This is a genomic window from Cellulosimicrobium arenosum (assembly GCF_014837295.1).
Lineage (GTDB): Bacteria > Actinomycetota > Actinomycetes > Actinomycetales > Cellulomonadaceae > Cellulosimicrobium > Cellulosimicrobium arenosum.
In genome coordinates this window covers 1-24,485 of record NZ_JACYHB010000003.1, presented here as the reverse complement: position 1 = coordinate 24,485, position 24,485 = coordinate 1, and the positions used below count along the sequence as shown (strand labels likewise).

General features: G+C 68.9%; 20 protein-coding genes. 7 read left to right on the top strand and 13 right to left on the bottom strand.

What is annotated here, in order from left to right:
* The first annotated feature begins 39 nt into the window (after positions 1-39).
* The 3 genes from IF651_RS04690 to IF651_RS04680 all read left to right on the top strand — a co-directional run bounded on the left by IF651_RS04690 (position 40) and on the right by IF651_RS04680 (position 2,519).
* The gene (locus IF651_RS04690) at positions 40-375 is read left to right on the top strand and encodes a YnfA family protein (RefSeq protein ID WP_191828213.1); all 336 of its coding nucleotides are present in this window, start codon (positions 40-42) and stop codon (positions 373-375) included.
* 109 nt (positions 376-484) lie between these two features.
* Positions 485-928: a MarR family winged helix-turn-helix transcriptional regulator gene (locus IF651_RS04685; RefSeq protein WP_191827952.1), complete on the top strand. Its 444-nt coding sequence runs from the start codon at positions 485-487 to the stop codon at positions 926-928.
* 121 nt (positions 929-1,049) lie between these two features.
* Positions 1,050-2,519 carry an MATE family efflux transporter gene (locus tag IF651_RS04680; RefSeq protein WP_191827951.1) on the top strand — a complete coding sequence of 490 codons (1,470 nt, stop codon included), beginning with the start codon at positions 1,050-1,052 and terminating at the stop codon, positions 2,517-2,519.
* A 19-nt stretch (positions 2,520-2,538) separates the two neighbouring features.
* Here IF651_RS04680 and IF651_RS04675 read toward each other — a convergent pair whose 3' ends face one another.
* The 7 genes from IF651_RS04675 to IF651_RS04645 all read right to left on the bottom strand — a co-directional run bounded on the left by IF651_RS04675 (position 2,539) and on the right by IF651_RS04645 (position 9,483).
* A complete protein-coding gene (locus IF651_RS04675) occupies positions 2,539-2,844 on the bottom strand; it encodes a hypothetical protein (RefSeq protein ID WP_191827950.1) in 306 nt (101 codons plus the stop codon).
* 77 nt (positions 2,845-2,921) lie between these two features.
* Positions 2,922-4,715, bottom strand: a complete 1,794-nt coding sequence (locus tag IF651_RS04670; protein ID WP_191827949.1) for a hypothetical protein — start codon at positions 4,713-4,715, stop codon at positions 2,922-2,924.
* Positions 4,712-6,496 carry a hypothetical protein gene (locus IF651_RS04665; RefSeq protein ID WP_191827948.1) on the bottom strand — a complete coding sequence of 595 codons (1,785 nt, stop codon included), beginning with the start codon at positions 6,494-6,496 and terminating at the stop codon, positions 4,712-4,714. The genes IF651_RS04670 and IF651_RS04665 overlap by 4 nt, the downstream gene beginning before the upstream one ends.
* Before the next feature lie 30 nt (positions 6,497-6,526).
* The gene (locus IF651_RS04660; protein ID WP_191827947.1) at positions 6,527-7,885 is read right to left on the bottom strand and encodes an RNA polymerase sigma factor; all 1,359 of its coding nucleotides are present in this window, start codon (positions 7,883-7,885) and stop codon (positions 6,527-6,529) included.
* A gap of 7 nt (positions 7,886-7,892) precedes the next feature.
* Positions 7,893-8,249, bottom strand: a complete 357-nt coding sequence (locus IF651_RS04655; RefSeq protein WP_191827946.1) for a YciI family protein — start codon at positions 8,247-8,249, stop codon at positions 7,893-7,895.
* Entirely contained in the window at positions 8,249-8,422 is a 174-nt protein-coding gene (locus IF651_RS04650; protein WP_191827945.1) for a hypothetical protein, read from the bottom strand. The genes IF651_RS04655 and IF651_RS04650 overlap by 1 nt, the downstream gene beginning before the upstream one ends.
* A gap of 131 nt (positions 8,423-8,553) precedes the next feature.
* On the bottom strand, positions 8,554-9,483 hold the full coding sequence (locus IF651_RS04645) for an alpha/beta fold hydrolase (protein ID WP_191827944.1): 930 nt from the start codon (positions 9,481-9,483) through the stop codon (positions 8,554-8,556).
* 180 nt (positions 9,484-9,663) lie between these two features.
* Here IF651_RS04645 and IF651_RS04640 point away from each other — a divergent pair, with 180 nt between their 5' ends.
* On the top strand, positions 9,664-11,349 hold the full coding sequence (locus tag IF651_RS04640; RefSeq protein WP_191827943.1) for a discoidin domain-containing protein: 1,686 nt from the start codon (positions 9,664-9,666) through the stop codon (positions 11,347-11,349).
* A gap of 151 nt (positions 11,350-11,500) precedes the next feature.
* Here IF651_RS04640 and IF651_RS04635 read toward each other — a convergent pair whose 3' ends face one another.
* Together IF651_RS04635 and IF651_RS04630 are read right to left on the bottom strand one after the other, a co-directional pair.
* Positions 11,501-11,662, bottom strand: coding sequence for a hypothetical protein (locus IF651_RS04635; protein WP_191827942.1), 162 nt, complete (start codon positions 11,660-11,662; stop codon positions 11,501-11,503).
* Positions 11,663-11,867: 205 nt separating this feature from the next.
* Complete coding sequence (locus IF651_RS04630; protein WP_191827941.1) at positions 11,868-12,716, bottom strand: alpha/beta fold hydrolase; 849 nt, start codon at positions 12,714-12,716, stop codon at positions 11,868-11,870.
* Positions 12,717-13,032: 316 nt separating this feature from the next.
* Between IF651_RS04630 and IF651_RS04625 the strand changes: the two genes are divergently transcribed.
* Positions 13,033-15,801, top strand: a complete 2,769-nt coding sequence (locus IF651_RS04625; protein WP_191827940.1) for an alpha-L-fucosidase — start codon at positions 13,033-13,035, stop codon at positions 15,799-15,801.
* A 1,038-nt stretch (positions 15,802-16,839) separates the two neighbouring features.
* Positions 16,840-17,709, top strand: a complete 870-nt coding sequence (locus IF651_RS04620) for a restriction endonuclease (protein ID WP_191827939.1) — start codon at positions 16,840-16,842, stop codon at positions 17,707-17,709.
* A gap of 130 nt (positions 17,710-17,839) precedes the next feature.
* Here IF651_RS04620 and IF651_RS04615 read toward each other — a convergent pair whose 3' ends face one another.
* The 4 genes from IF651_RS04615 to IF651_RS04605 form a co-directional block, all read right to left on the bottom strand.
* Positions 17,840-18,319 (bottom strand): DUF4160 domain-containing protein, encoded by a 480-nt coding sequence (locus IF651_RS04615; RefSeq protein ID WP_191827938.1) that lies wholly within the window; start codon positions 18,317-18,319, stop codon positions 17,840-17,842.
* A gap of 81 nt (positions 18,320-18,400) precedes the next feature.
* Positions 18,401-20,371, bottom strand: coding sequence for a DUF3732 domain-containing protein (locus IF651_RS18150; RefSeq protein ID WP_191827937.1), 1,971 nt, complete (start codon positions 20,369-20,371; stop codon positions 18,401-18,403).
* A gap of 4 nt (positions 20,372-20,375) precedes the next feature.
* A complete protein-coding gene (locus IF651_RS18335; protein WP_422110449.1) occupies positions 20,376-20,861 on the bottom strand; it encodes a three component ABC system middle component in 486 nt (161 codons plus the stop codon).
* Between the two features lie 63 nt (positions 20,862-20,924).
* Positions 20,925-22,166 carry an ABC-three component system protein gene (locus IF651_RS04605; protein WP_191827936.1) on the bottom strand — a complete coding sequence of 414 codons (1,242 nt, stop codon included), beginning with the start codon at positions 22,164-22,166 and terminating at the stop codon, positions 20,925-20,927.
* A gap of 245 nt (positions 22,167-22,411) precedes the next feature.
* Here IF651_RS04605 and IF651_RS04600 point away from each other — a divergent pair, with 245 nt between their 5' ends.
* Positions 22,412-24,160 (top strand): hypothetical protein, encoded by a 1,749-nt coding sequence (locus IF651_RS04600; RefSeq protein WP_191827935.1) that lies wholly within the window; start codon positions 22,412-22,414, stop codon positions 24,158-24,160.
* The last annotated feature ends 325 nt before the right edge of the window (positions 24,161-24,485 follow it).

Genomic DNA, 24,485 nt, shown 5'->3' with positions numbered 1-24,485 from the left:
CGCACGCTGCGGGCCGCACGACGGAGAGTGCACGCCGATATGAACCTGACCCGCTCCATCATGCTGTTCGTCGCCGCCGCGGTCTTCGAGATCGGGGGTGCGTGGCTCGTGTGGCAGGGGGTCCGCGAGCACCGGGGCTGGCTGTGGATCGGCGCGGGGGTCGTCGCGCTGGGCCTGTACGGGTTCTTCGCCACGCTCCAGCCCGACGCGAACTTCGGCCGCATCCTCGCCGCGTACGGTGGCGTGTTCGTCGCGGGCTCCCTCGCGTGGGCCATGGCCGTCGACGGATTCACGCCGGACCGCTGGGACGTCACCGGCGCGCTGATCTGCCTCGCCGGCGTCGCCGTCATCATGTACGCACCGCGTACCGGCTAGCTCGCCGGGACCTCCCGGGCCCCCGCGTTCCGGCGCGCGGAGCTCCGCCGGGCCCGAAGTCCTCCGAGTACGGTTGACGGTTAGACTTCTAACCGTTAGTGTTCTAACCATGAGCGAACGGCCCGTCCCCACCAGCAGCCTCGAGCTCTTCCGCTGGATCGGATGGGCCCAGCGCAAGGCGGGCGAGGACTGGATCCGCGAGCGCGACCTCAGCCACGAGCAGTCCTTCGTGCTCGGCTACCTGACCCAGAACCCCGGCGCCATCCAGCGCGACATCGCCGAGGTCAGCCGCACCAGCGCGGCCAGCGTGACGAGCCTCCTGCAGGGGCTCGAGCGTCGCGGCCTCGTCGAGCGGCGCCCGGCCCCTGACAACGGCCGGGTCAAGCTCGTCTACGCCACGCCGTCGGGCAGCGACCTGATCGCAGGGTTCACCGACGCGATATCGGCGATCGACGAGAAGATCCTCACCCCGCTCGACGAGGCCGAGAGATCCACGCTGCAGAAGCTCCTCACCAAGATCGTCGCCGAGCTGCCGCAACCGACCCGGGACTGACCCGCCCCGCTCGACCCTCCACCCGCTCCACCTCCACCCGCGCGGCCACGCCGCGCCCCCATCCCCTCCGCCGCGCCGGCGTCCGTCGGCGTGCGCTCGAGCCTGCTCGAGAGGAGCAGTCATGACCACAGACCTCCGGAACCCTGCCGCCCCAGCCCCCGAGTCGGACGGGGCCGTCGAGGCCGAAGCGGTCGGTACCAACCGCTGGTACCTCTCCTCCGCGCCGATAGTCCGTGCCCTCGTGCACCTGTGCGTGCCGATGGCCGCCGCGTTGATCGTCGGCGCGGTCTACAACGTCATCAACGCGGGCTTCATCGGCTCGCTCCACGACAACGCGCTGCTCGCCGCGGTCACGCTCGGCACACCGATCCTCGGCCTCGTCATGGCCGTCGGCGGCGTGTTCGGCGTCGGCGGCGGGGCGCTCGTCTCGCGCCTGCTCGGCGCGGCGGAGCACGACCCCGCCGAGGCCACCCGGATCAAGAACGTCTCGGCGTCCGCCGTCTGGGGATCGGTGATCGCCGGCGCCGTGCTCGGCGTCCTCGGTCTCCTCCTCCTCCAGCCGCTCGTCACCCTGCTCGGTGCGGACGCCGCCGCGACGTCGGCCACGACCACCTACGTCACCGTCATGCTCGCGTTCGTCCCCGTGCTCACCGCGGCGTTCTGCCTCGAGCAGCTCGTACGGGCCGAGGGCGCTTCGCGCCAGGTCATGATCGGGCTCATCGGGTCCACGGTCGCGAACCTCGTGCTCGACGTCCTGTTCATCCTCGTCCTCGACTGGGGCGTGGCCGGCGTGGCGCTCGCGACGGGACTCGCCAACATCGGCGTCATCGCCTACTTCGTCACCTGGCTGCAGCGCAACAGCGAGCACATGAGCCTCGCGCCGCGCTGGTTCACCCTCTCGCGGGACGTGCTCGAGCCTGTCTTCGGGGTGGGCGTCGGCGAGCTGCTGCAGGCGTCCTTCCTCATCGTCACGTCGCTCGTGCTCAACAACCTCGCCGCCGGCTACGGTGACGGCCCGCTCGCCGCCATGGGCGTCGCCGTCCGCATCGCCCAGGTGCCCGAGTTCCTGCTCATGGGCGTCACGCTCGGCGTGCTGCCGCTGCTGGCCTACGCCTACGGCAAGGGCGACCGCGCCCGGCTCGTGTCAGCGCTGCGGGTCTCGGCGACCACGGTCGGCGGCGTCGCACTGATCTTCTCGACGGCGGTCGTCCTGTTCCGCGACCAGGTGTTCTCCGCGTTCGTGTCGGACCCGTCCGTGCTGACGATCGGGGCGACGATCCTCACGGCGCAGCTCGTCGCGATGGTCGCGAACGGGTTCGCCGGGCTCATCACCTCGCTGTTCCAGGCGACGGGGCGCGCGGTCCCCGCGATCGTCATGTCGACGTCCCAGGGCGTGCTGTTCATCCCCGTCGTGCTCCTCGGCAACCTCTGGTTCGGGCTCGCAGGCATCGTCTGGGCGCTGACGGTGACGGAGATCGCCGTGTGCCTGGTCGGCGTCGTCATCCTCGTCGCATCACGGCGTGCGATCGAGCGCGGCCTCACGGAGGGCGACGCCGCGCGCGCCGAGCAGGCGCTCGAGAACGCAGCCTGACCGGCACGGCGGCACGGCACTACCTCAGGTGCCGGGCGAAGAACCTGCCCGCGTCGTCTCCCGCGAACGGCGGGACGCCCGTGTGCCCGCCCAGGTTGGCCTGCAGCGTCTTCTCCCGGGAACCGAAGGCGTCGAACAGGTCCAGCGCCAGCTGCCGCCGGGGGTACATCCTCCCCAGCCCGCCCGGGTGGCCGAGGAGGATCAGCGGCACAGGGGCGGCCGTGGAGGCGGATGCGGGCATCCACAGGATGCCGGGGATCTCGCCAAGAGCGAGCTCGCGCTCGAGGACGTCGTCGTCGAGACGCTGCTCGGAGGTGAATCGCATGGTCGTGCCTTTCGGAGTGCTCGTGAACGGCGCTCCCGGACGACCTGTCGCCCGACCCGGCAGCCGGTGCACGACGGTCAGATCACGTCGAACACGTGGTCGCTCAGCATGATGGCCGTGCAGGCGACCACCTCGGCCGCGGTGTGCGCGCTCAGCAGGTGCCCGCCGATCGTGGTCGCCGCGATCTCCGGGGGCACGCCGTCGGGCACGTCGTTGACGTTCTGCACCGTGAGGTAGACGTCCCACCCGCCGGCGGGCTCGTCGGGCGGCAGGTCCACCTCGCCCGCGAAGCAGCAGCGCCGGACCGTGACCCGGGAGCCGTCGACCGCGACGTCGGGGTGCTCGTGCTGCACCGCGGCCAGCGTCCGCGCCGGGACCGCCGTGGTGAACCCGCCCTCCTCGACGGGCTCGATGCAGTAGCGGACGAGCAGACCCTCGCCACCGCCCCCGCGCAGGACCACGCGGACGATCCCGTCCCCCTCGAGCACGAGCCTGTGCGCGACTCCCTGCTCGTCGGGAGCGGTCTCCCGGTCGACGACCTGCCCGGAAGCGTTCGTCGCCACCGCCACGACGGGCGTGCCGGTGAGCTGGGCCACCGTCACCTCGACGCGGCGCGCCGGCACGTGCCCGAGAGTGAGCGTTCCCGACCCCAGGGTCAGCGCGCGGGTCGGAGCCAGCCAGTCGACGACGTGCAGCGGGTCACCGGCGGAGCTCGCGTACTGCAGCCACTCGAGCTTCCCGACGGCGGGGCGCTCGCCCAGCGCCTCCTGCTCGAACGACACGCACACCAGCCCGCCCCGGGGCCGGTCCGGCGGGCCGATCGGGACGGTCCGCGGGCACGCGGTGGGTCGAAGGACGGTCCGCAGGGCCGTCGTCGGGCGCCGGGCCGGGATCAGGTGGGCGACGACGTGGTAGTCGGCGCACGACCGCGGCTGGTAGTCCCAGATCGCGGCCAGGAGACGGACCGTCTCGCCCGGCTGGTACCTGGTCCTCTCGGTGGTGACGAGCTTGCCCAGGAGGAACTGGGTGTTCACGGTGGACTCGGTGACGTCGTGCGTCATCGTCTGCGCCGACGTGGTGCGCTCGTAGTGCCAGGTCACGTCGGTGCGGAAGGGCACTCCGGGCAGCGGGAGCTGCGGGTACCCGATGTCCATCGACACGCGCTCGGCGGTGGTGACCTCGTCCGGGCCGGGGACGGTCGCGTCCTGGCCCCTGCGGCCGGGGTCGCGGACGTCGCTCGCGGCGGCGGCGACGGCGGCCGCGGCGGCCCCTCCGTAGAGTCCGGCCGTGAGCGGCGACGGCACCTCCCACTCGATGAGCGACGTGACGAGCGGTCCGCAGGCCGCGACCTTGCCGACGGCTTCGAGGTGGTCCCCGGTCGTGGGGTGGCCCGGCTGGATGATGTCGTCGCCGGCCTCGCCCCCGTCCCCCCAGACGTGCCAGTTCGAGAGCGCCATCGGGGTGCCGTCGGTCGCGTCGCGCACGAGCAGCCCGAGGGTCCCCGAACCGTTGAACCACGCGATGTGGTTCGCGGCGTTGCTCGACGCGGGCCCGCCGACGAGCGGGTCGAACTGCATGTCGTCGCGCACGCCGGCGGACGCGGGCCGGACGTCGAACTCCTGGACGTCCGTGGCGAACCCGTCGATCTCGGCGGGGACGCGGCGCGTCCCGGCGACCTCCAGCTGGCGGTCGCTGCCGTACTTGCGCCGCACGAAGAACACGATCACGCGTTCGTCGGAGAGCGTCCCGGCCCGGCGACGCAGGCCGAACCCGACGCTCTGCACGTTGGGATCGTCGGCGAGCTCGCGGCCGAGCCGCGCCAGGATCGCCTGGATCGCGTCGAGCCTGTCCGCAGGACCTGTGGTGCTCACAACGTCACCCCCAGCTGGGAGAACACGTCCTCGAGGAAGGACGCGGTAGCACTGTCCGGGTCGTCCCGGCCGGAGTGGTGCAGGGCGACCGGACGACCGGTCGCGCGGTGCACCCAGACGGAGCCCGAGTCCCCCGGTGCGCTCACGTTCTCGCCGAACGCGGGGTCGGGCCCGATCGTGAGCTGCGGGATCGTGAAGCTGGTCCCGTCCGAGCGGGTGAACGCGGTCGCCGTGAAACCCGAGATGAGGCCGTGGGTGAGTCCCGTGGTCGCCCCGGACTTGAACACCTCGAGCTGCGCCGTCGGCGTGGTCGAGTCGGCGAGCAGGGCCATCACCTCGGCGACCGGCATGATCGTGGCGGCCACGGTGATGGTCCCGTCGAGCGCGGTCTCGGCGTTCTGGTTGTCCTCGTCCGAGCGGGCGTCGAGCACCTGACCGAACCCGAGCGTGCGGTCGGTGTCCAGGACGCAGAGGGCCGCGTCGACGTCGTCGCGGATCGTGCGCCCGAGCCCGCCGATGACGAGGTCCTCGTCGTGGTACGCGACGTCGGCCGCCTCCGACAGCATGCCCGCGATCAGCAGGATGGCGGCGATGATCAGGAGCAGGACCTTCCACCACGGGTCGTCGAACGGGATCGGCCCGTACTGCCCGGCGTAGGGCTCCCGGGGCGTGACGGTGTAGTCGAAGCGGGTCGGTATCGCATAGAACGGGTCGTAGCAGAAGCGCCCGTCGGACGGTCCGTGCGGGTCGTCGGAGCGTCCCGGCCCGCAGCCGCAGTCGAGGAGCTCCTTGACGAGGCACGGGTCGATCGGTCGCCCGTCGAGCAGCTCCTGCAGCAGGCGGCGCAGCTGGTCGAGGTCGGACTCGCGCCCGCGGCGCTTGCGGGGAGGCGGGCAACGGTGCCTGGCCCTGCGCCCGTTCCTGGTGTCGATCGCGACCTCGCGCAGCCGCACGCGCAGCGTGCCCTCCTGCACCTCGGAGACGATCTCGCCCGTCACCGGGTCGACCGTGGTCCGGCTCACGAAGATCTGCTTGCGGACGAACCGTGCGGGGTTGCCCGGGTCCGCCATGCCGGCGGCGTTCCGCAGGACGAACTCCACCTCGTGCTTGCGGGGTGCCGCGTCGCCGACGTCGACCTTGAGGTAGACCGTCCTCGCGTTGCCGGGGTTCAGCGCACCGACGACGATGCCCGTGCCGCGCTGGACCTGACCGAGCGCTGCGAGCTCGGACTGGGTCCACGCGTCGAGCACGGTGATGCCCTGCGAGGCGAGCTCGGCCCGGCTGGCGGCGGAGACGTCGAGGACGTGGTCGGGTCCGAACGGCAGCCCCCACCGGTTCACGACGCGGACGCCCAGGTAGTACGTGCGCAACGCCGTCTCGAAGATGCCGTCCGGCATCTCGAACAGGTCGGTCGTGCGCACCGCGAAGGGCCGGACCGGGATCTCGTAGAGCGTGCCGTCGAGGAAGCGCGCGTCCCAGTGGACGTCCTTGAAGTCCCGCGACGGCAGCGGGTCCTCCGCACCGATCTCCGCCCGGACGTCGACCCGGTCCAGCGGACCGGGGTCGATCATCATGTCCGAGGGCTTCCACGGGCTCGTCGCCGACTCCCGGTGCTCGGCCGTCAGGTTCCACGCGGCACCGTCCGCGGTGACCTCGAGCCCGACGGTGGGCGGGTACGTGCCGTCGCCCGACGCGGCGCCGTGCACGCGGAACCGGTTCTCCCAGGTGTGGACGGCCTCGTCGACACGAAGGTGCCAACGGCCGAACAGCTGGATGCTCATGTCGCGCTCCTTCGCCGACGAGGCTGCTCATCAGGAGGGAGCGACGACGTGCCCGGTCGTGACACCCGAGAGCTCGGCCAGACGACGGCGCAGCAGCCGTCGGTCGCCCTCGCGGTCGACGAGCTCGAGCGCGGCGCGCAGGTCGGTCGCCGCCTCGACGGGTCGTCCCGCCCGCGTGTGGAGCTCGGCCCGGACGGCGGGCAGGAGGTGGTAGCCCGCGAGCGCCGAGGCGTCCGCCACGGCGTCGACGGCCGCGAGACCGGCAGCCGGGCCCTGCACCTCCGCGACCGCGACCGCGCGGTTGAGCGCCACGACCGGCGACCCGGTCATCGTCAGGAGCACGTCGTACAGGCCGAGGATCTCGACCCAGCGGGCGGCACGGTCGTCGTCGCTCGTGTCGGAGCCCGCGCCGTCGTGCAGGGCCGCGATCGCCGCCTGCACCTGGTACGGACCGGGCCGGCCGGCGGCGAGCGCGACGTCCAGCTCGTGCAGCCCGTCGGTGATCTCGTCGTGCCGCCAGCGCGCCGGGTCCTGCTCCGCGAGCGTCCGCGCGGAGCCGTCGGGAGCCGTGCGCTCGTCACGACGCGCGTGCTGGAGCAGCAGCAGGGCCAGCAGTCCGCGAGCCTCGGGCTCGTCGTCGAGCAGCCGGGCGGCCAGTCGCGCGAGGCGGACCGCGTCGTCGGCCAGCGCGCGGCGCTCCGCCGATCCCACCGTCTCCTGGGCGGGCTCCGCCCAGGAGTCGTACCCCTCGGTGAAGAGCAGGTAGATCACGGTCAGGACTCCCGTGACCCGTTCGGCGCGCAGCTCCGGCGGCGGGACGCGGAACGAGATGCCGGTCGCGCGGATGCGGCGCTTCGCCCGTACCAGCCGCTGCGCCATCGTCGCCTCCGGGACGAGGAACGCACGCGCTACCTGCGCCGTCGTCATGCCGGTCAGCGACCGCAGCGTCAGGGCGACCCGTGCCTCGGCGGGCAGCGCCGGGTGGCAGCACGTGAACAGCAGGCGCAGCACGTCGCCGTCCGGGTCGTCGAGCTCCCACGCGTCGTCGTCCAGGGCGAGGGTGACCTCCTCGGGGACGGGGTCGGCGGCCGGCCCGACGGCGCGACCGGCGTCGACCCGCTCCCCCAGCCGCGCTGCCGCCGAGGTCCGGTCCGCCTCGACCCGACGACGTCGCAGCACGTCGATCGCGTGCCGGCGGGCGGTCGTCGTCAGCCAGGCGCCGGGGCGCTCGGGCACGCCGTCGCGCTCCCACGTGCGCAGCGCGCTCGCGAACGCCTCCTGCGCGGACTCCTCGGCCAGGTCGAGGTCGCCCGTGCTGCGTGCGACGGCGCCGAGGACGCGTCCCCACTCCGTGCGGAACGCGTCCTCGACGGCCGAGCCCGGACTCATCGACGTCCTAGGACTCGTCGAGGTTCAGCGGCCAGACCGGCCGCAGCTCGATCGCGCCCGCGTGCGCCATGGGGTGCTCCGACGCGATGGCGATGGCGGTGTCCAGGTCGTCGGCCTCGATGACGTCGAAGCCGCCGATCGCCTCCTTGGTCTCGGAGAACGGGCCGTCCGTCACGAGCACCCGGCTGCCGCGCACCCGCACACCCACGGCGTCGTCCGGCGGCCGCAGCCGGTCGCCGAGGACCGCTGCACCGCTGCCGTAGTGGCGCGCGACCCACTGCTCGATCGGGGGCGCCCCCTCCGCGTCCTCGGGCCGCAGCTCCGGGTCCTCCGGCGTGCTCAGCACCAGCATCAGGTAGCGCATCAGGACTCCTCCGTCCACGTCGTGCCGGGCCGACGCAGCGCCATCGGCCCGAAGGATGCCACGTCGGCGGACTCGACACCGTCCCCGGCGGACCGCCGTTCGTCACGGTACCGCGTGCCGTCGGCCCACCGGCGCGGGCGGTTGCCCTGCAGGATCGTGTCCAGAAAGCTCATGGTTCCTCCTCCTCGGGTACGGCCCGTGCGGTCGTACACCAGGACGACGAAGCCCGATCAGCACGATCGACACCTCGCGCAGAGTATTTTCCGCGTCGCTGCGGAGCGGGTCCGCAGGGCGGGACGTCACCTCACGAGGCGATCTCCGCGATCGCCCGTCCCAGGGCGGCCGACGACAGCGGGCCGCCGTGGCCCTCGTCGAGCAGGACGAGCTCGCTCCCCGGCCAGGCCCGGTGCAGCTGCCACGCCGTGATCGCGGGGCCGGAGATGTCACGGCGACCGTGGATCAGCACGCCCGGGATCCCGGCGAGCCGGTCCATCCGCCCGAGGATCTCGTCTCCCCCGAACCCCGAGCGGGACCAGTAGTGCGTGATCAGCGTGGCCAGCACGTCGCGGGTCGGCGGGCTGTGCCAGCGCGGGTCGGGCGCCCAGTCCGGGCCGAGGGAGACGTGGACGTCCTCCCACCGGCCCCACGCCGCTGCTGCCCGTTCCTTGGCGTCGGGGTCCGCGTCGCGCAGCACCCTCGCGTAGGCGTCCACCACCCGCTCGCCCGGGGCGCGCTCCACCGCCCCGGCGAAGGCCTCCCACTCCTCGGGGAACACCCGCCCCATCGACTCCGTGATCCACTCGACCTCCGGCGTCGACGTCGTCGTCACCGCGAAGAGCCCCAGCCCGGTGACCCGGTCGGGGTGAGCCTGGGCGTAGGCCAGGGCGAGGGTCGTCCCCCAGGACGCGCCCGTCACCATCCACCGCTCGATCCCCAGGTGCCGGCGCAGCTCCTCGATGTCCTCGACCTGCGCCGGCGTGGTGTTGGTGTCCAGCAGGTCCGGCCGCTCGGTCACCAGCGGCCGGCTGCGGCCGCAGCCCCGCTGGTCGAAGGTCACCGCCAGCTGCCGTGCCGGGTCGATCCTGCGCCGGTGCCCCGCCATGGACCCGCTGCCCGGACCCCCGTGCAACCACAGCACGGCCGCGCCCTCCGGGTTCCCCGCCGCCTCGTAGTACAGCTCGTTCCCGTCCTCGACGCGCAGACGACCGGTGCGCAGCGAGGGCTCGAGAGACATCCGGGGAGCCTAACGGGTGCCCACGGCAGACGGCGGGACGAGTACCCGGGGTGGGTCACCGGGACTCCGGTCACATCCTTGACGTGGCACCCGCCGACTCTTACGGTACTTTTGTACACTTAACAGTCAGAAGTTGTCTGTGCGCCAACCTAATCGACAACGTTGTCAGTAGGAGCTCCCATGCAGATCCCTCATCATTCGCCTCGCACCCGGCGCCTCGGCGCCGCGTTGACGGGCAGCGCCCTCCTTGCGGGCACGCTCGCCGCGGCGCCGGCCGTGGCGGCACCCGCGACCATCGCAGCCCCACCCCCGACCACCGCAGCAGCCGAGGAGTGCGGTCCGGACGACGGGCTCCCCGACTCCAAGATCTCCATCCAGCTGTACACGCACGTGGGTGAGCTCGGGGGCTCCGGGACACCCTCCCCCGAGACGCTCGACCGTGTGCTCGGCGAGGTGGCGGACGCGGGGTTCACCAACGTCGAGCCGTACAACCACCCCTACTCGATGCCGGTCGACGAGTACCAGGCGATCCTCGACAAGCACGGCCTGGAGGTCTCGTCGAGCCACGGCAGCACGAACTGGGACACGTGGCCCGAGACGGTCGCCAACGCCGTCGCGCTGGGCCAGGACTACATCGGGTCCGGCGGCATGGCGGGCGGCTACGGCACCTACGACGAAGCGGTCGCGACCGCCGCCTACGTCAACCAGCTCGGCCAGTACGCGAACGAGAACGGCGCGAACAAGATCGTGCTGCACAACCACCAGGGCGAGCTCACCACGCAGTACCCCGACCCCGAGACGGGCGAGATGGTCACGGCCTGGGAGGTCATCGAGGAGAACACCGACCCGCGCTACGTCACGTTCGAGCTCGACGTCGGCTGGGCCGCCGACGCCGGCATCGACGTCCCGGCGTGGATCGAGGAGTACGGGGACCGGATCGAGCTGCTCCACATCAAGGACGCCGTGAACGTCGACGCCGAGGGCGACATGCGGCAGGTCGCGCTGGGCAACGGTGACATCGACCTCCGGGCGATCATCGCCGCGGCCGAGCCGTACGTGGAGTACTACACCTACGAGTGGGACAACGCGCCGTCGTTCGCGACCTCTGCGGAGTCCTACCACTACCTGCGCTGCTACCTGTCCGAGGACGACGGCGGCGGTGGCGGGGACGACGAGGACTCGCTGGCGCTCGGCCGGCCGGTGACGGCGTCCAGCATCGACGAGCCCGGGCACGAGGCCGAGAAGGCGGTGGACGGCAACGCCGGCACCCGGTGGGGCAGCGCGTGGAGCGAGCCCGAGTGGATCGCGGTGGACCTCGGCGCGAGCTACGACCTCAGCCGCGTCGTGATCGACTGGGAGACCGCGTTCGCGTCGGCGTACGAGATCCAGACCTCACCGGACGGCGAGACCTGGACGACGGTGCACACCGTCACGGACGGGGACGGCTTCTTCGACGACCTGGACGTGTCGGGAACGGGCCGGTACGTACGCCTCTACGCCACCGAGCGCGCGACGCAGTGGGGCTTCTCCCTCTACGAGCTCGAGGTCTACGGCACGCCGAGCGGTGGCCAGGCCGACCTCGCCCTCGACGTCGAGGCGCAGCCGCGATGCATCGGCGGCAGCGCATACCTCGCCGTCCGCGCGGCGAACGGCGAGGACTCGCCGGTCGACGTGACCCTCACGACGCCGTTCGGCACCCGCGAGTTCGCGGACGTCGCCGCCGGCAGCAACGCGTACCAGTCCTTCCCCGTGCGCTCGACCTCGGTCGCGAGCGGCTCGGTGACCGTCACGGGCACCGGGACGGTCGACGGCGAGGACGTCACCTCGACGTTCGAGGTCGACCACGACGAGCTCGACTGCGCCTGAGCATCTACCGACCGCTCGACCCTCTCGAAGGCTTGAACGTCCAGCCCGCTCGACGAGGTTCGGCACCGGCGCCCGCCGGTCTCGCGACGAGACCGGCGGGCGCTCTCCTGTCCTGGCCTCGGCACAGCGGTGAGGGCGCGCGGGGAGAGGGTCACCCGTCCCGGGTCCGCCGTCGACCGAACGCGACGCGCTCGACGCGCACGTCGGCTCCGCGACGGACCAGGCGGTCGATGAAGGACTTCTGGATCCACGCCTGGATCGAACCGTGGCGTCCGAGCGCGGTGTAGCCGCCGCTGGCCGGGATCCAGATCATGGGTCCGCGGCGTGGTCGAGGTGCCCATGGGGGGCGATGGCCACGCAACCGGGGATGTGGACGATGGTGGATGGTGGTGACCGCCCTCGGTGCTTCTGCCGGAGTGCGGGATCCATCGCGTCTCGCCGTGAATCGGCCGATCGTGGGCCCGCGTCGCCGTGAGACGGAACGTTTGCGGCGACGCGGGCGCGTCTCGAGGAGCCGGTCAGTCGAGGCCGGAGCCGCCGATGGGGCCGCGGATGAAGTCAAGGACGTCGGCGTTGATGACGTCGGCATGGGTGGTGGGCATTCCGTGCGGGTACCCCGGGTAGGTCTTGAGCGTGCCGTTGGCCAGGAGCTTGACCGACAGCTCGGCGGAGTCGGCGATCGGCACGACCTGGTCGTCCTCACCGTGCAGCACCAGGGTCGGCAGCGTCACGGCCTGCAGGTCGGCGGTGAAGTCGGTCTGCGAGAACGCCACGACCCCGTCGTAGTGGGCCTGAGCCCCGCCCGCCATGCCCTGGCGCCACCAGTTGGCGATGACGCCTTCCACGGGCTCTGCGCCGTCGCGGTTGTACCCGTAGAACGGGCCCTCGGCGAACTCGCGGAAGAACGCGGCCCGCCGAGTCGCGACCTGCTCCTGGACGCCGTCGAAGAACTCCTTGGGCAGACCACCGGGGTTGGCCTCGGTCTGCACCATGATCGGCGGGACGGCGCTGATCAGCACGGCCTTCGCGGCCCGGTCCTGGCCGTGGCGGGAGAGGTAGCGGACGACCTCGCCACCGCCGGTGGAGTGTCCCACGTGGACGGCGTCGTGCAGGTCGAGGTGCTCCACGACCGCGGCGAGGTCGTCGGCGTAGTGGTTCATGTCGTGACCGGTGGCGACCTGCTCGGAGCGGCCGTGGCCGCGGCGGTCGTGCGCGACGACCCGGAAGCCCTGGTGCAGGAAGAACATGAGCTGGGCGTCCCAGTCGTCCGACGTCAAGGGCCAGCCGTGGCTGAACACGATGGGCTGGCCGCTGCCCCAGTCCTTGTAGAAGATCTCGACGCCGTCGGTGGTGGTGATCGTGGGCATGAGCGGTCCTCGTCCTTCGTGCAGAGGCTCCAGGCGGCGGGCGCTGCCCGGCCCTACGATTCAAGCGTCCTGACGGCAGTGACGCCACGGGGGAACCACGCGGGACGTGTGAGCTGCAGCTGCCCCCAGGCCGCGGCTGCCAAGTGATCCGATCATTCTGTTGCCGAACCCCCCGATACAGGGCTGTTGAGGTTCCAAACACACCCTGATAGGTTGATTCATCTAATCACTGTCCGATGGAGTTGACATGCGGAGAACACACCGACCAGGAGCGCCCCCTAGGTCGCGCGCCTCCCGGCTCGTCCTCAGGTGCCTCGTGGCACTCGCGGTCGGGCTCACGCCCTCGATCCCGGCCGCTGCGTCGGGCGCGCCCATCGACGAACCTGTCGTAGACATCACCGAGACCACGGAGCCTCGAGGGATACCCGGGGAGATCCCTCTGTCCACCGATCCGCAGCTCGCGGCATGGCAAGAGCTGCAGTTCGGGCTGTTCATCCACTGGGGCCTGTACTCGGAGCTCGGCGGCGTCTGGGACGGAGAGCCCGTCACCTCGGGCTACAGCGAGCAGATCCAGATGTGGGCGAACATCTCGGAGGAGGAGTACCTCGAGGTCGCCGATCGCTTCAACCCGACCGCGTTCGATCCGCAGGAGATCTGCTCGCTCGCGAAGGCCGCCGGCATGCGGTACGTCGTCATCACGAGCAAGCATCACGACGGCTTCTCGATGTTCGACACCGCGACGACCGACTACGACGTGGTCGACGCGACGCCGTACGGGGCCGACCCGCTCAAGGTCCTCGCCGACGAGTGCCGTAGTCAGGGGCTCGGGTTCGGCGTCTACTTCTCGCTCGTGGACTGGCACCAGGGCCACGCCTTCGACGGCTCCAACGAGAACCCGATCCCGGCGTCGATGGAGCCGCTCATCGAGGCGCAGATCCGCGAGCTGATGACGAACTATGGCGACATCTCCGAGGTGTGGTTCGACATGTCCTCGCCGACGACCGAGCAGAGCGCGCGATTCGCGTCGATCGTCCGTGACCTTCAGCCCCAGGCGGCGATCAACAGCCGCATCTGGAACAACCAGGGCGACTTCCGCACCCTCGGCGACAACGAGGTGCCCTCCGCTGCGCTGGACGGCGCGTGGCAGACTCCGGCGTCCATCTACCACGAGACCTGGGGATTCCGGAGCTGGCAGAGCCGCACCGATCTTCCTGGGAAGGTCCGTGATCTCGTCACGGGCCTGGCGAGTGTCCGCGCGCGTGGTGGCAACTACCTGCTCAACATCGGCCCTCGAGGAGATGGCTCGGTCGTGGAGTTCGAGGCGGACGCTCTACGGGGGATCGGCCAGTGGGTCGACAGACACCCCCGTGCCGTCCTCGGCGCCGACGCCACGCGGTTCGGTGGTCAGCCCTGGGGCGAGGTGACCGTCAACGAGCACGATCTCTTCCTGCACGTCACCAGGTGGCCGTCCGACGGGAAGCTGCGCCTGCCGGGCTTGGCGACCGCTGTCGACGAGGTGCGGGAGGACGGGGGCGACGAGCTGGACTGGCAGATGGTCGGGGACGATCTGGTCGTCACGCTCCCCGAGGTTCCGCTGGACGACGTCCTGCCCGTCATCGCGGTCGGTCTGGCCGACGACCTGCGCATCGTGCCGCCCTCCACACGAGCCGCGGGACCAGCCGGCGACTGGATCCTCTCGCCCGCTGCCTGGGAGAAGGGCTACAGCTACGCGGACTCCGGGCGCTACTCGTCCACGACGCGCACGGTCGTGCGGCAGTCGGCCTTCATCAGCTCCCCTGACGATGCTCGGGTCGTGCTGAAGGCGACCGGGCAGGCAGCGCCGACCTCGCTCTACAAGGTGTCGGTGGGCGATCAGTCACAGATTCTCACCGGCGCTCAGCTCGTAGGCTCCGGCTCGGGCGAGCTCGTCGTTCCTGGCGGGCAGGTCGTCGAGGTCGCCATCACTCGCGCCGATCCGACGCACGCCGGTGAGGATCTCGGCCTGGAGCTGGGGTCGGTCGTGCTTGCACCGGCGCACCCGGTGATCGCGTGGCCCGAGCTTCCTGCCAGCATCGAACGTGGGCGAGAGACACGTGTCCCGGTCAACGTGGCGAATCTCGGCGACGAGACGGTCACGGTCGCCGTGAGCATCGCGACGCCAGACGCGTGGGCCGCACCGGTCAGTCGGACCGTCTCGGTCGAGCCCGGGCTCACGCGGCAGGTGGAGGTTGCGATCACACCCCCGCCTACAGCGCCGAGCGAGTCGGTCCGGCTCTCCGCCGTGGTGGACGACGCAGACGCTCTCGGACTGGGCGCGGAGGTGCGAGTCGTGGGTCCGAACGTGGCACTCGACCGACCGGCGGCGCAGTCCGGGACGGCGTGGGGCGGTGAGGCAAGCCGTGCGGTCGACGGCAACACTGCCGGGGACTACCTCAACGACAACTCCGCGTCCCACACCACCGAGCCCTCGGACCAAGCCTGGTGGCAGGTGGACCTCGAAGATGTCGCGTCGATCGGCGAGATCGAGATCTGGAACCGTACCGACTGCTGCACCGAACGACTGTCCGACTACTGGGTGATGGTCTCCGATCGCCCGTTCGTCTCGTCGTCCCTGGAGGCCGCACGTAGCGCTGAGGGTGTTACCGCGTTGCACCAGGAAGGGCCGGCGGGTCGACCGACGACTGTCGACCTCGACGGAGCCGAGGGCCGGTACGTCCGGATTCAGCTCGAGTCGCACAGCAACCCGCTCTCGCTGACGGAGGTCGTGGTGCGTTCAGCTCTCGAGCCCACATCGGAACCGAAGGTCGACGTCACAGCGACGACCCGCTGCATGGCAGGCCGCGCATACGTGGCCGTCCGTGTCGCGAACCCGAGCGAGGCCACTCTCGGCATCACGGTGACCACGCCGTACGGGAGCCGGACCTTCCCGACGGTCGCTCCGGACGGGAACGCGTACCAGTCGTTCGCCACCCGGACGGCCTCCGTCCAGGCCGGAGAGGTGACGGTCACGGTCGACTACGAGACCGACGGCGGGACGAGCACGTTCGATACGGTCGCTGCTTTCGAGGGCCTCGGCTGTGGGTGACTCCAAAGCCGTTCGCAACGCCGTCGCCGACGGGGCCGGGGAGTGCCCGATGAGCGATGGGCCGCCACGGCACCAGGACAAGGAAGCTCCCGGTGGTCCGGCACGACATGTGAGCGGAAGCACGTCGAGACAGGGCGGCTGCCGCCGTGCGACGGGGGCCGTGTGCAGGGTGGTTCTTCACCGTTGTGGTCGTGCTGCTCCCAGCGCGCTCCGATTGCGTTCGCCACGCTCTCCGGGATCGCCAGCCCGTGCGGACTCATCGTTCTGGTCTGCGCCATGACAAGAACGTACGGGTGAGCACTGGAGCGGGCACGAGCAGAGCCCACCCGACGAGGCACGACCTGCTCTCCACCTCGCCCGCTGATGCGCCGTGAACGCGGCTGGTCAGCGCTAGCCGAGTGAACCGGCCCCGGGTTTCGTGGAGGCTCTCATCCTTCCCGGGAATGAGAGCCTCCACGAGACCCGGGGCGAGACAGCAGCGGGCCCGTGACCACCTCAATACCTGTCGACGTGCAGGACAGATTGCGCGGACACGCCCGCCTACCTTGCGCGATCTCGGGCGTGTCGCGAGCGTCGCGCAAAGTAGGGCGCATGCTCGGCCACGACACCAGCGTCCGTGCACGCCGGGATGATTTCGTGGGTGGCGTGCTGCAAACTCAGGGTATGAGTCAGTACGTGGTCTCATCCGCTGAGCGAATTCCTGTCACTCCGATTTGGGTGCCGCCCTACGGATGGCCGGACGCCCCGGATGGGTGGGCGCCAATCAAGGGGTGGCGCCCACCCGCGACCCTTCCGCTGCCAGCTGGGCATACGTGGTGGGCCGCGGACCTAGCCCACGAAGATGACGAAGTGCGGCGGTTGGTTCAACCGGTCCTCTACCTCGAGGCGATGCCCTCTTGGTGGGACGAAGCGTCGGCCACGAGCGAGATGCCGAGCGTCTGGACGCCCCCTCCGACATGGCCCCCTGCTCCAGACGGGTTTGAGCCGCCAGTTGGCTGGGCTCCTCCAGCAGCGTGGGGGCCTGCGCCCGATGGCTGGATGTTCTGGCAACCGGATCCCGCGGTATACACGCCGTGGCGCGCTGAACGCGACCAACTCGCCGAGCACAATGACGCCGTACTCCAGACGTCCGCTGGACTAATCGGCCTCCTAAACTATCTCGAGCGGCGCCTGGCTTGCTCCGTAGCAGTTTGCGCCCGGCTAACTCCGACCGCGCTCCGGACCGACGCGGGGGCGGAGATCAGTTTCACCACCGCTTTCCATGCTCAGCTTGTTAAGAACTCTGACCGCGTCGCTGCCGCCGCAGGTGAACTGCGCGACTACCTACTTCGTTGCCTGCGGGTCGGTGCAGCACCCGACGATGCCTTCCTGCAACTGCGGCGATCGCTCGCCCAGACGACCGAACTCTTCGATAGAGACGCCTATATGGCCATCGCATCGGTCCAGTCCGACGGCGAGGAGGAACACAGCGCTCAAGCTTTATATGCGGCCAGTAATCTTGATTCGCTCGTCGCCGAGCACCGCTCGGGGTTCACACCTGGCTACCCGACCGACGAGCCTCTCAGCGAAGACCTTGGCGCCAATGCGCCCGCCTGGTTGATTGCTGAGGAGCTCGCGGCCGCCTGGCTGCGGGAACACGGGTTCCCTGATGCCGTCCGCACCCCACCTGGTGTGGACGGCGGGTTCGACGTCGAGGCGCGTGGGCTGGTCGGGCAGGTCAAACATCGCGCCAAGCCTTCCGGCCGCGAGGAGATCCAGCGACTCGTCGGCGCGAACCTGCACGGCGCGAGCATGGCCTTCTTCTCGACCGCTGGCTATACGACGCAGGCTATTCAGTATGCGAAGGCCGCCGGGGTCACGTTGTACCTATTGGATCTCTCCAACGCGCACGCTTCGCCTGTCACATAGACTTTGGCAGGCACCAAGCGCCAATAGGTCACGTCAAAACACTCTCATCAAGCGGCATGCATGCATGCATGCCGCGGAATTTTCGAACTCCATGAGCACTCAGCTTAGAGCTGCCACATTCCGAACATCACTAGCTTAGGAGAACCACCACGGCCCCCCCATGGTGCTTCTGCCACCAGTTTGCGAAAAGTTCGTGGTGCTTCACGACCAGAGCCCTCATCTTCTTGAGTTGCTTCTGACTTGCCCACGATGGCAAATCCCCCTCGGATTCGCCAGTTTTCAAGTTGATCTTGACGCCCTGGCCATCCGGCTCTGACCTTTTTAGAATGTGCACATGTGGAGGCGGATGGTCGTTCGGCCACACATGGATGCTGATGCCGCCATCGAAGCGCTTTCCTTCAGCAGTTAGGGTCCGGATAAACCCATCGTCATCGAAACTTATCGGCCAGTCGCCATCGGTTTCGCCAAACTCGTACAGCGCCATATTTACCAGCCGACCCAGGACATCATCTGCCTCTATGCGGCCCTCCGAATCCGCCAGTTCCCATCCAACGGGCTCGCCAGGGTTTCTCCAAGCTCGCTCGTACGGTGTGAGGTCGTCATCTTTCATGCGTGCAACCTACAAGGCAGAGTTCGGGACCGCAGGACCGGCGGACCAGGCCGAGGTGACCGCTGCACGGACAGGAGACACCTAGCCTTCGTTGATCCAGTCGGCCGGGATGAGCTTGACGCCAGCTCGCCAGCGATACCGCACAGCCGTCTGGAACCAGCTCTCGGGGAGGTCCGCGTGGTCGCAAACGATCATCTGGAACTTTGGCGCCAACTCCGCGACGACGTCCCGCATCAGTTCGAACATTCGCCGCACAGCGACCCGGTCAGCGTCGTCCTCTGGTGCCCCAGTCGCGTTGTCTGCCTCCGCAGGATAGTGCGCCTGCGTGGGCTGGTCGAGCATCAGGAGCCGCGGCACCGGTCGGTTCTGCTCCACGAGGAATCGGTGCAGCGCCAGGTGCGTCGCCAAGTGGTAGCCGATCCAGTTCGCCGCACTGCCGATGCGAAACAGCGGGGCTGGGCCCGTCGGAGTGTCGGTGACAACCGTCAGGCGCGCCAGGTCCAGGCGAACGCTATCGCCACTGTGCTCGAGTTGGAGTTGCGCTGCGTACCGGCTAATATCGCGCCCCACTGCCACCAGCCGTGAGGTTAGCTGTTCTCGATCGTTATCCGCGTCGAGGTCAGATTCGAGAGCCTCGACGGTCATTCGCGCCCGATCCAGCTGCTGGCGCAGAACCTCAAGCTGTGTCTCGTCTGTGAGATTCGCTCGGGTGAGTGTGGCGTCGATGCGTCCCCGCGTAAAATCCCGACTGTCGACATTCGCCTCCGCGTCCATCTCGTAAGCCCGCTCGAGGTGCGCTAGGGCATCATCGGCGGTCCGGATTTCCCCTCTGAGTTCGGCAGCACGGGTGTCGAGGTCGGCGACGGCGCGACGATGCGCAGGTCGGGCACCGGTCAGAACCTCAACCTGGGCACGTAGCTCGGAAAGGCCGATCTGCAGCGCTGCCGCCGTCGGGTCTGGCTCTTCCAGTTCGTGCCCGCACACCGGACACGTGTCAGTGTCCAATGGCGCGCTGGCTACGCTCGACGGGCTGGAATCGCCGAACCCAGGAAGTCGCGCGAGCACAGTGAGTCGGTCACGCTGCTGACGTAGCGACGCGGACGCACCGGTCTCAGCCTGCTCCTGGTGAATGAGCAGCGCTCGGTCATCGAGAACACGGCGCAGCTCAGCTCGGACCTGGTCGCGCGTCACCTGGAGCTCCAGACGTCGGTCCTGAGCTTCGGTGTCCGCCAGTGCCGCGACCTGCGGCTGCGCGACCCGGGCACCCTGCAGGATCCGAACAATGTCCGAGCGTCCCGCGACGTCGACCTCACCGACCAGTCCGACGGCGCGAGCCTCCGCGAGCAGCGCGTTCAGTTCCACGTCGATGGTCAGGGCCGCGTTCTCGGCTCTCTCAAGTTCGTTCGAGAGCCGTGTCAGGTTCCGCTTCGCGTCCCGCAACTGTGCTCTCTTCAGCGCCTCGTCATGGGCAACGGCACCAAGGAAGTACGGGATGGTGTCTCGGAGGGCCTGGTCGATGCCCGGTTCGCCTTGCCGGTGGAACAGCGTGTTGGCGCTTGCGACCTCGTTCTGGCTTTGCAGGCAAAGTAGTGCCGCGTGCCCGATGTTGGCCTCGAGCGGATGTCGAAGCGAGCCCACCGGTGGCTCCGAGAGGTTCTCCTCGATACCGATGCGCCGACCCATTTGCTCACGTAACGCCCGGCTCTCGATGTTCACCTCGAGCGATGACAGCGGCGGGGCATCCAAGGTCGCTCCGAACTCCAGCATTGCGCCTGACGTGCTCGCCTTCCCTGGCGCAGGTGCCGGCCGCGCCACGAACGCGCGACCGCCGTCGTCGAGTTGCCACAGCGTCGAGTACCACGCCACAGTGTTCGCGATGGGGCCGACCGGGACCATCATCGTCGATCGTCCCAGGCAGTACTCCACGATGGTGAGCAGAGCACTCTTCCCCGCCTGCGACTCGCCGGTGACGATGTTCAGCGCGCCGGGCTCGAAGTCGAGCCGGCGGGTGCGCCCGTCGGCGTTGTAGAGAACGATGGCGAGGAGTTGCACAACGCTAGGGTGCCACGCCCAGGACTGCGAAGGCGGTAGCCGGTTGGTTGATCTTTGCGAACCACTTCCCGACCAGACCCGCCTTGGCGATGATCTCGTCCACCTCCCCGGGCACCACTGTCCTCGAAGGTGGCGCAAGAACGCCGCTCAAGCGACCCCGCTCATCGACCTGCAGCACGCCGTTCGCCAGCCCAAACCGGAGGCCCTCCCGAACGGGCTCCGCGAGCGACAGAGCACGTGCCGGGATGCCAGCGTGGAGGACCGGGTTCTGCGACACCCAGTTGCCAAGATGAGTCCGCGTTGTCCGTGGCAGCGCGTCCCTCGTGCCGCGATGAAGGACTAGCGGCGCCACGAGGTATGCCAGCGGCCACGCCATCGGTGCCTCATCCGCTCTCTCATACTCAGAGGCGGCTGCAGCCATCAGGGCCGCGAGAAGCGCAGGGTTCAACATTGCCGCCTGCACCCGCGAACGGGACCGCCACGCCGTCATGCGACCACATGATGCCACGTGTTCGAGGAACGCACGCAGGAACCGCCCGGAGCCTCACCCTGGCTACACCTTGGCAGGTCCTCCGACGACGACCGCAACTAGGTCCTCAAGCTGATCGCTGAAGTCCGGATGCCAGCCGATCCCGAGTTCGTTGTCCCGATGGGCTAGTTCGTGCCGCTTTCCACGAGCGAAGAATGGATCGTCGTAGTGCCTTCGAATGGTCACCTTAGTTGACTCGAGAAGTGTCCGGAGCAACTCCTTCCCAGCCCTCCACTTCGTCTCATCGTCGACACTCTCGGAGCGATATTCCCCCACCCCGCCACTCAGGTCGTCGAGCATGTCGTTGAAAGCTCGCGCCCACTCGTCTCTGAGGTTCTCCTCGAACGCCTGGAGCTCATGGAGGCCGATCAGGCTGTCGTCGACCCACTCGGTCTCCTGCTTCAGCGCCCGGTAGTAGTCGATGACGGCAAGTCTGAGATTCGGGCGGTTGTACCTAACCGCGATCATCTGGTCGTAGAACCTGCCGGTGGCGTGCTGCACAATGTCCTGCTCACTGACATCCGACTTCAAGACCGTCGTGCGGAGGCTATCCGGGCCGTATCCGTCTCTGAGCTCCTGGACGAACACCTTCAACTGACTCACGGCAACGCCCGCTCGACGACCGAGGAGCAGGTCGATGGACATGTTGTCCCACCACCGCCATAGTTCTGCGAGGAACCGGTCCTGGGCCTTCTCACCGGACGGAAGCCCCCAGATCTCCTGCCGGACCGCCTCGTCCAGGTCCTCGAGTGGCAGCGACTTGTCCAGCACGCGGACTCGACACAAGAATGCTGTCCGTTCCAACTTCGACAGTTTGAGAAATCGCCTTCGGCCTTCCTCGGTCTTTTTGTTTGTCGAAGCCTCCGCAGCTGTCGAGAGGAGATCAGCAGCCGTGGGCTCATCTCGCGTGCCAGGCCGAAGTGCGAACGCAGCGCTGCCTGGTCTCGCCGTAGATGTCGTCACCAAGGCGAGGTCCGGGCCGTTTGGGTCCATCGCATCCGTGCGCTTCAGCCAAATGAGCAGGGTTTTCCAAATATCTGGATCATAGTCGCCGAGGCCCGCGGTCTCTGTGGCGTGCAGTTTCGTCTGCAAGAGCTCTGTCGCCGTCCCGGACGCACTCTCCCAACCGACATCGTCGTGCATTTCAAGGCTGATGACCTGATCGGGACGAGTCCTACCCTCACGCAAGAGGTTCAGCAGCGCCCAGCGCACCTGATACAGGTAACCGGCGGCGGAGGCGGCAGCGCTGTGCTCCCCGGACGACATGCTTGGAGTCTCCCTCCTGAACTTCCGCATGTCTACTACCACCGTCAACGTCGCGATCCGCGCGCATGCCGACACACGCGTCAGACAGCGCGCTAGCGCCTATCCGGGGAGACAAGCCCGAAGGAACGGCTGGCTCGCCCAGGTTCGGTTGCGGCGGCTTGCCGATCCACCAGCACGGGCCGAAGGGCAGGTGGCCGAGGCGCGCCGTCGACCCAGCATGTCGTCCTCGCTCATAGTCTTGGCCTGTGCCGACCTATGACTGGCCACTGATCCAGCAGCGAAGCGGAGACTCCATCGAGTCTCTCGTGGCCACGCTCCTGCGCCGCGAGTACAGCGATGCACGCCAGGTCAACCCGTCCCAGGGCGACGGCGGCATCGACGTTCTCCGCCCGACGCCGGCCGGCCTGGAGATCTGGCAAGTCAAGGGCTTCACCACAGCCATGACCGATAGCCAGTTCCGGCAGGTCAAGAAGTCGTGGAGACGGTTCGTCGAGGAACACGTCACACCTGGCGAACACCCGATCGCCCGCTACCATCTCGTCACCCCGTGGACGCCGACACAGGAGCGCACCGCTCTGTTCGACGAACTGACCGCGGGTGCGTCGTTCCCCCGCCAGTGGGACGGCGACGCCTTCATCGCCGGTCTCGCGGACCGCTACCCCGAGACCATGCAGCGGTTTACCCATGGCGAAGGCGTGCTGGAACAGTTCATTGGCCAGAAGGCAATGCTTGCGTCCTCTCCAGTCGAACGAGGCGAGTCGCTGACGATGCTCGACGCAATCGCGACTCGTCAGGACTCGCTCGATGCCCTGCGCGACACCGTCAGCGACAACTACCGCATCGAGCACGGAACCCGTACGACGGCCAACAGCCACGAGGTCCCGCTGCCGGCCGACGACGATCTCGCGGTATACCACCGGATGACCTATCTCGGAGACTCCCGGTGGAAGTACGAGTCCGTCGTGCCGCGGAACCCGGATTCGCTCGAGACGGAGCCCATCAGCCTGAACGTGGAGTTCCTCGCCGTCCCGGGCACACGCGAACACGATGCGGTGCGAGCGTGGTCCGAATGGGGGGTCCCGTTCCAGGACGCACACGTGAGGACCGTGACAACAGGCGGACCCTTCTCAGACGGCCAACCGGTCGAGTCAACCATCTCCATCATCGAAAGAGGTCGCAGCGAAGCGCCACAACTGTACCTGCGGTGCACCACCGGCGACGGGACGAGTCGGTTCCGCCTGCCCCTGGTCGTCGCGGCGCGGACGGTCGGTGCACACACTGGATGGCTGCGCCTCGTCGTAGATACTCCCGAACGGGCGCTCAACTGTGAGCTGCGCTTCAAGCAGCGACGGGACGTCGAGGGGAAGGTGCAGGTGGGCAATGTCGATGGTCGCAACCCCGAAGCTGTCCGCGACGAGCTCGAGACCCTGCTCAGCATCAGCGAAGAGGACGTCTTGTCGGTGGAGACCGGCAACGGCGAAGCGCTGATGCGAGCGCACGGCATAGCCTTACCGACCGCCCTGGAGGCTATCCATCTCCCGGTCGCACAACACCTCACCCAGCTTCAGGCCCATACGGCCTCTGTGCTCGTCATGCCCTCCATCGCCGAGATCACCGACAACCAGTTTCACTACCTGTCCCTCCTGGCATCGATCTACGGCGGTACCGCACACCGGTGGTCCTGGACGGAGGTGACCTTCCAGATGCCTCAGGACGACGCCGAGGCGGAGCGCATCAGGGAAGTCGCTGTAAACGCTCTCGCCGGAACGGGCCACCTGGTGAGAGTTGAAGCACCGGTGTTCCAGCTCGGGAACCGGACGTACGCGATCGATCACCCAGTCGCGAGCACCGCACACTCGATCCGACTCGAACCGGGAGTGGACCCTACGGCGCTTCGTCCTGCGGACACATTCCGGCTCGTCCCTGGCGGCGACGCGGGCGTGACCACAGCAAAGGTCGTCGACTGGAACCCAGGCAGCATCCAGCTGGACTGACCTGACACGGGGCCCGCATAGTGAGCCGATCGCGATCTCCACTGAACTGCTGGCGAGCTCGTGGCAGGTGCGGGAGCGCGGTGACGACTCGATGCGGCTTCCGCCTGGCCCGAGAATTACAGCCACGTGGCCTAGGTGTTGTGGCTCATGAGGTTGGTGACGCGGCTCGGGAGTCGTGAGGCCGGGGGTCGGTCGCCGGGGTCTGCCCCCGGTCTGGTTGACACTCGGGGTGTGCGGTAGTCAGGCCGCGTCTGCGGTCCGGTAGATCATCTCAAACTCGACCGGGGTGAGTCTGCCGAGGCCGCGCTGACGGCGTCGACGGTTG

Bases quoted from the DNA above. Each gene is read 5' to 3' on its own strand.
- IF651_RS04690 (WP_191828213.1), top strand. From the start codon at position 40: ATGAACCTGACCCGCTCCATCATGCTGTTCGTCGCCGCCGCGGTCTTC.
- IF651_RS04685 (WP_191827952.1), top strand. From the start codon at position 485: ATGAGCGAACGGCCCGTCCCCACCAGCAGCCTCGAGCTCTTCCGCTGG.
- IF651_RS04680 (WP_191827951.1), top strand. From the start codon at position 1,050: ATGACCACAGACCTCCGGAACCCTGCCGCCCCAGCCCCCGAGTCGGAC.
- IF651_RS04675 (WP_191827950.1), bottom strand. From the start codon at position 2,844: ATGCGATTCACCTCCGAGCAGCGTCTCGACGACGACGTCCTCGAGCGC.
- IF651_RS04665 (WP_191827948.1), bottom strand. From the start codon at position 6,496: ATGAGCATCCAGCTGTTCGGCCGTTGGCACCTTCGTGTCGACGAGGCC.
- IF651_RS04660 (WP_191827947.1), bottom strand. From the start codon at position 7,885: ATGAGTCCGGGCTCGGCCGTCGAGGACGCGTTCCGCACGGAGTGGGGA.
- IF651_RS04655 (WP_191827946.1), bottom strand. From the start codon at position 8,249: ATGCGCTACCTGATGCTGGTGCTGAGCACGCCGGAGGACCCGGAGCTG.
- IF651_RS04650 (WP_191827945.1), bottom strand. From the start codon at position 8,422: ATGAGCTTTCTGGACACGATCCTGCAGGGCAACCGCCCGCGCCGGTGG.
- IF651_RS04645 (WP_191827944.1), bottom strand. From the start codon at position 9,483: ATGTCTCTCGAGCCCTCGCTGCGCACCGGTCGTCTGCGCGTCGAGGAC.
- IF651_RS04640 (WP_191827943.1), top strand. From the start codon at position 9,664: ATGCAGATCCCTCATCATTCGCCTCGCACCCGGCGCCTCGGCGCCGCG.
- IF651_RS04635 (WP_191827942.1), bottom strand. From the start codon at position 11,662: ATGATCTGGATCCCGGCCAGCGGCGGCTACACCGCGCTCGGACGCCAC.
- IF651_RS04630 (WP_191827941.1), bottom strand. From the start codon at position 12,716: ATGCCCACGATCACCACCACCGACGGCGTCGAGATCTTCTACAAGGAC.
- IF651_RS04620 (WP_191827939.1), top strand. From the start codon at position 16,840: ATGTTCTGGCAACCGGATCCCGCGGTATACACGCCGTGGCGCGCTGAA.
- IF651_RS04615 (WP_191827938.1), bottom strand. From the start codon at position 18,319: ATGAAAGATGACGACCTCACACCGTACGAGCGAGCTTGGAGAAACCCT.
- IF651_RS18335 (WP_422110449.1), bottom strand. From the start codon at position 20,861: ATGACGGCGTGGCGGTCCCGTTCGCGGGTGCAGGCGGCAATGTTGAAC.
- IF651_RS04605 (WP_191827936.1), bottom strand. From the start codon at position 22,166: ATGTCGTCCGGGGAGCACAGCGCTGCCGCCTCCGCCGCCGGTTACCTG.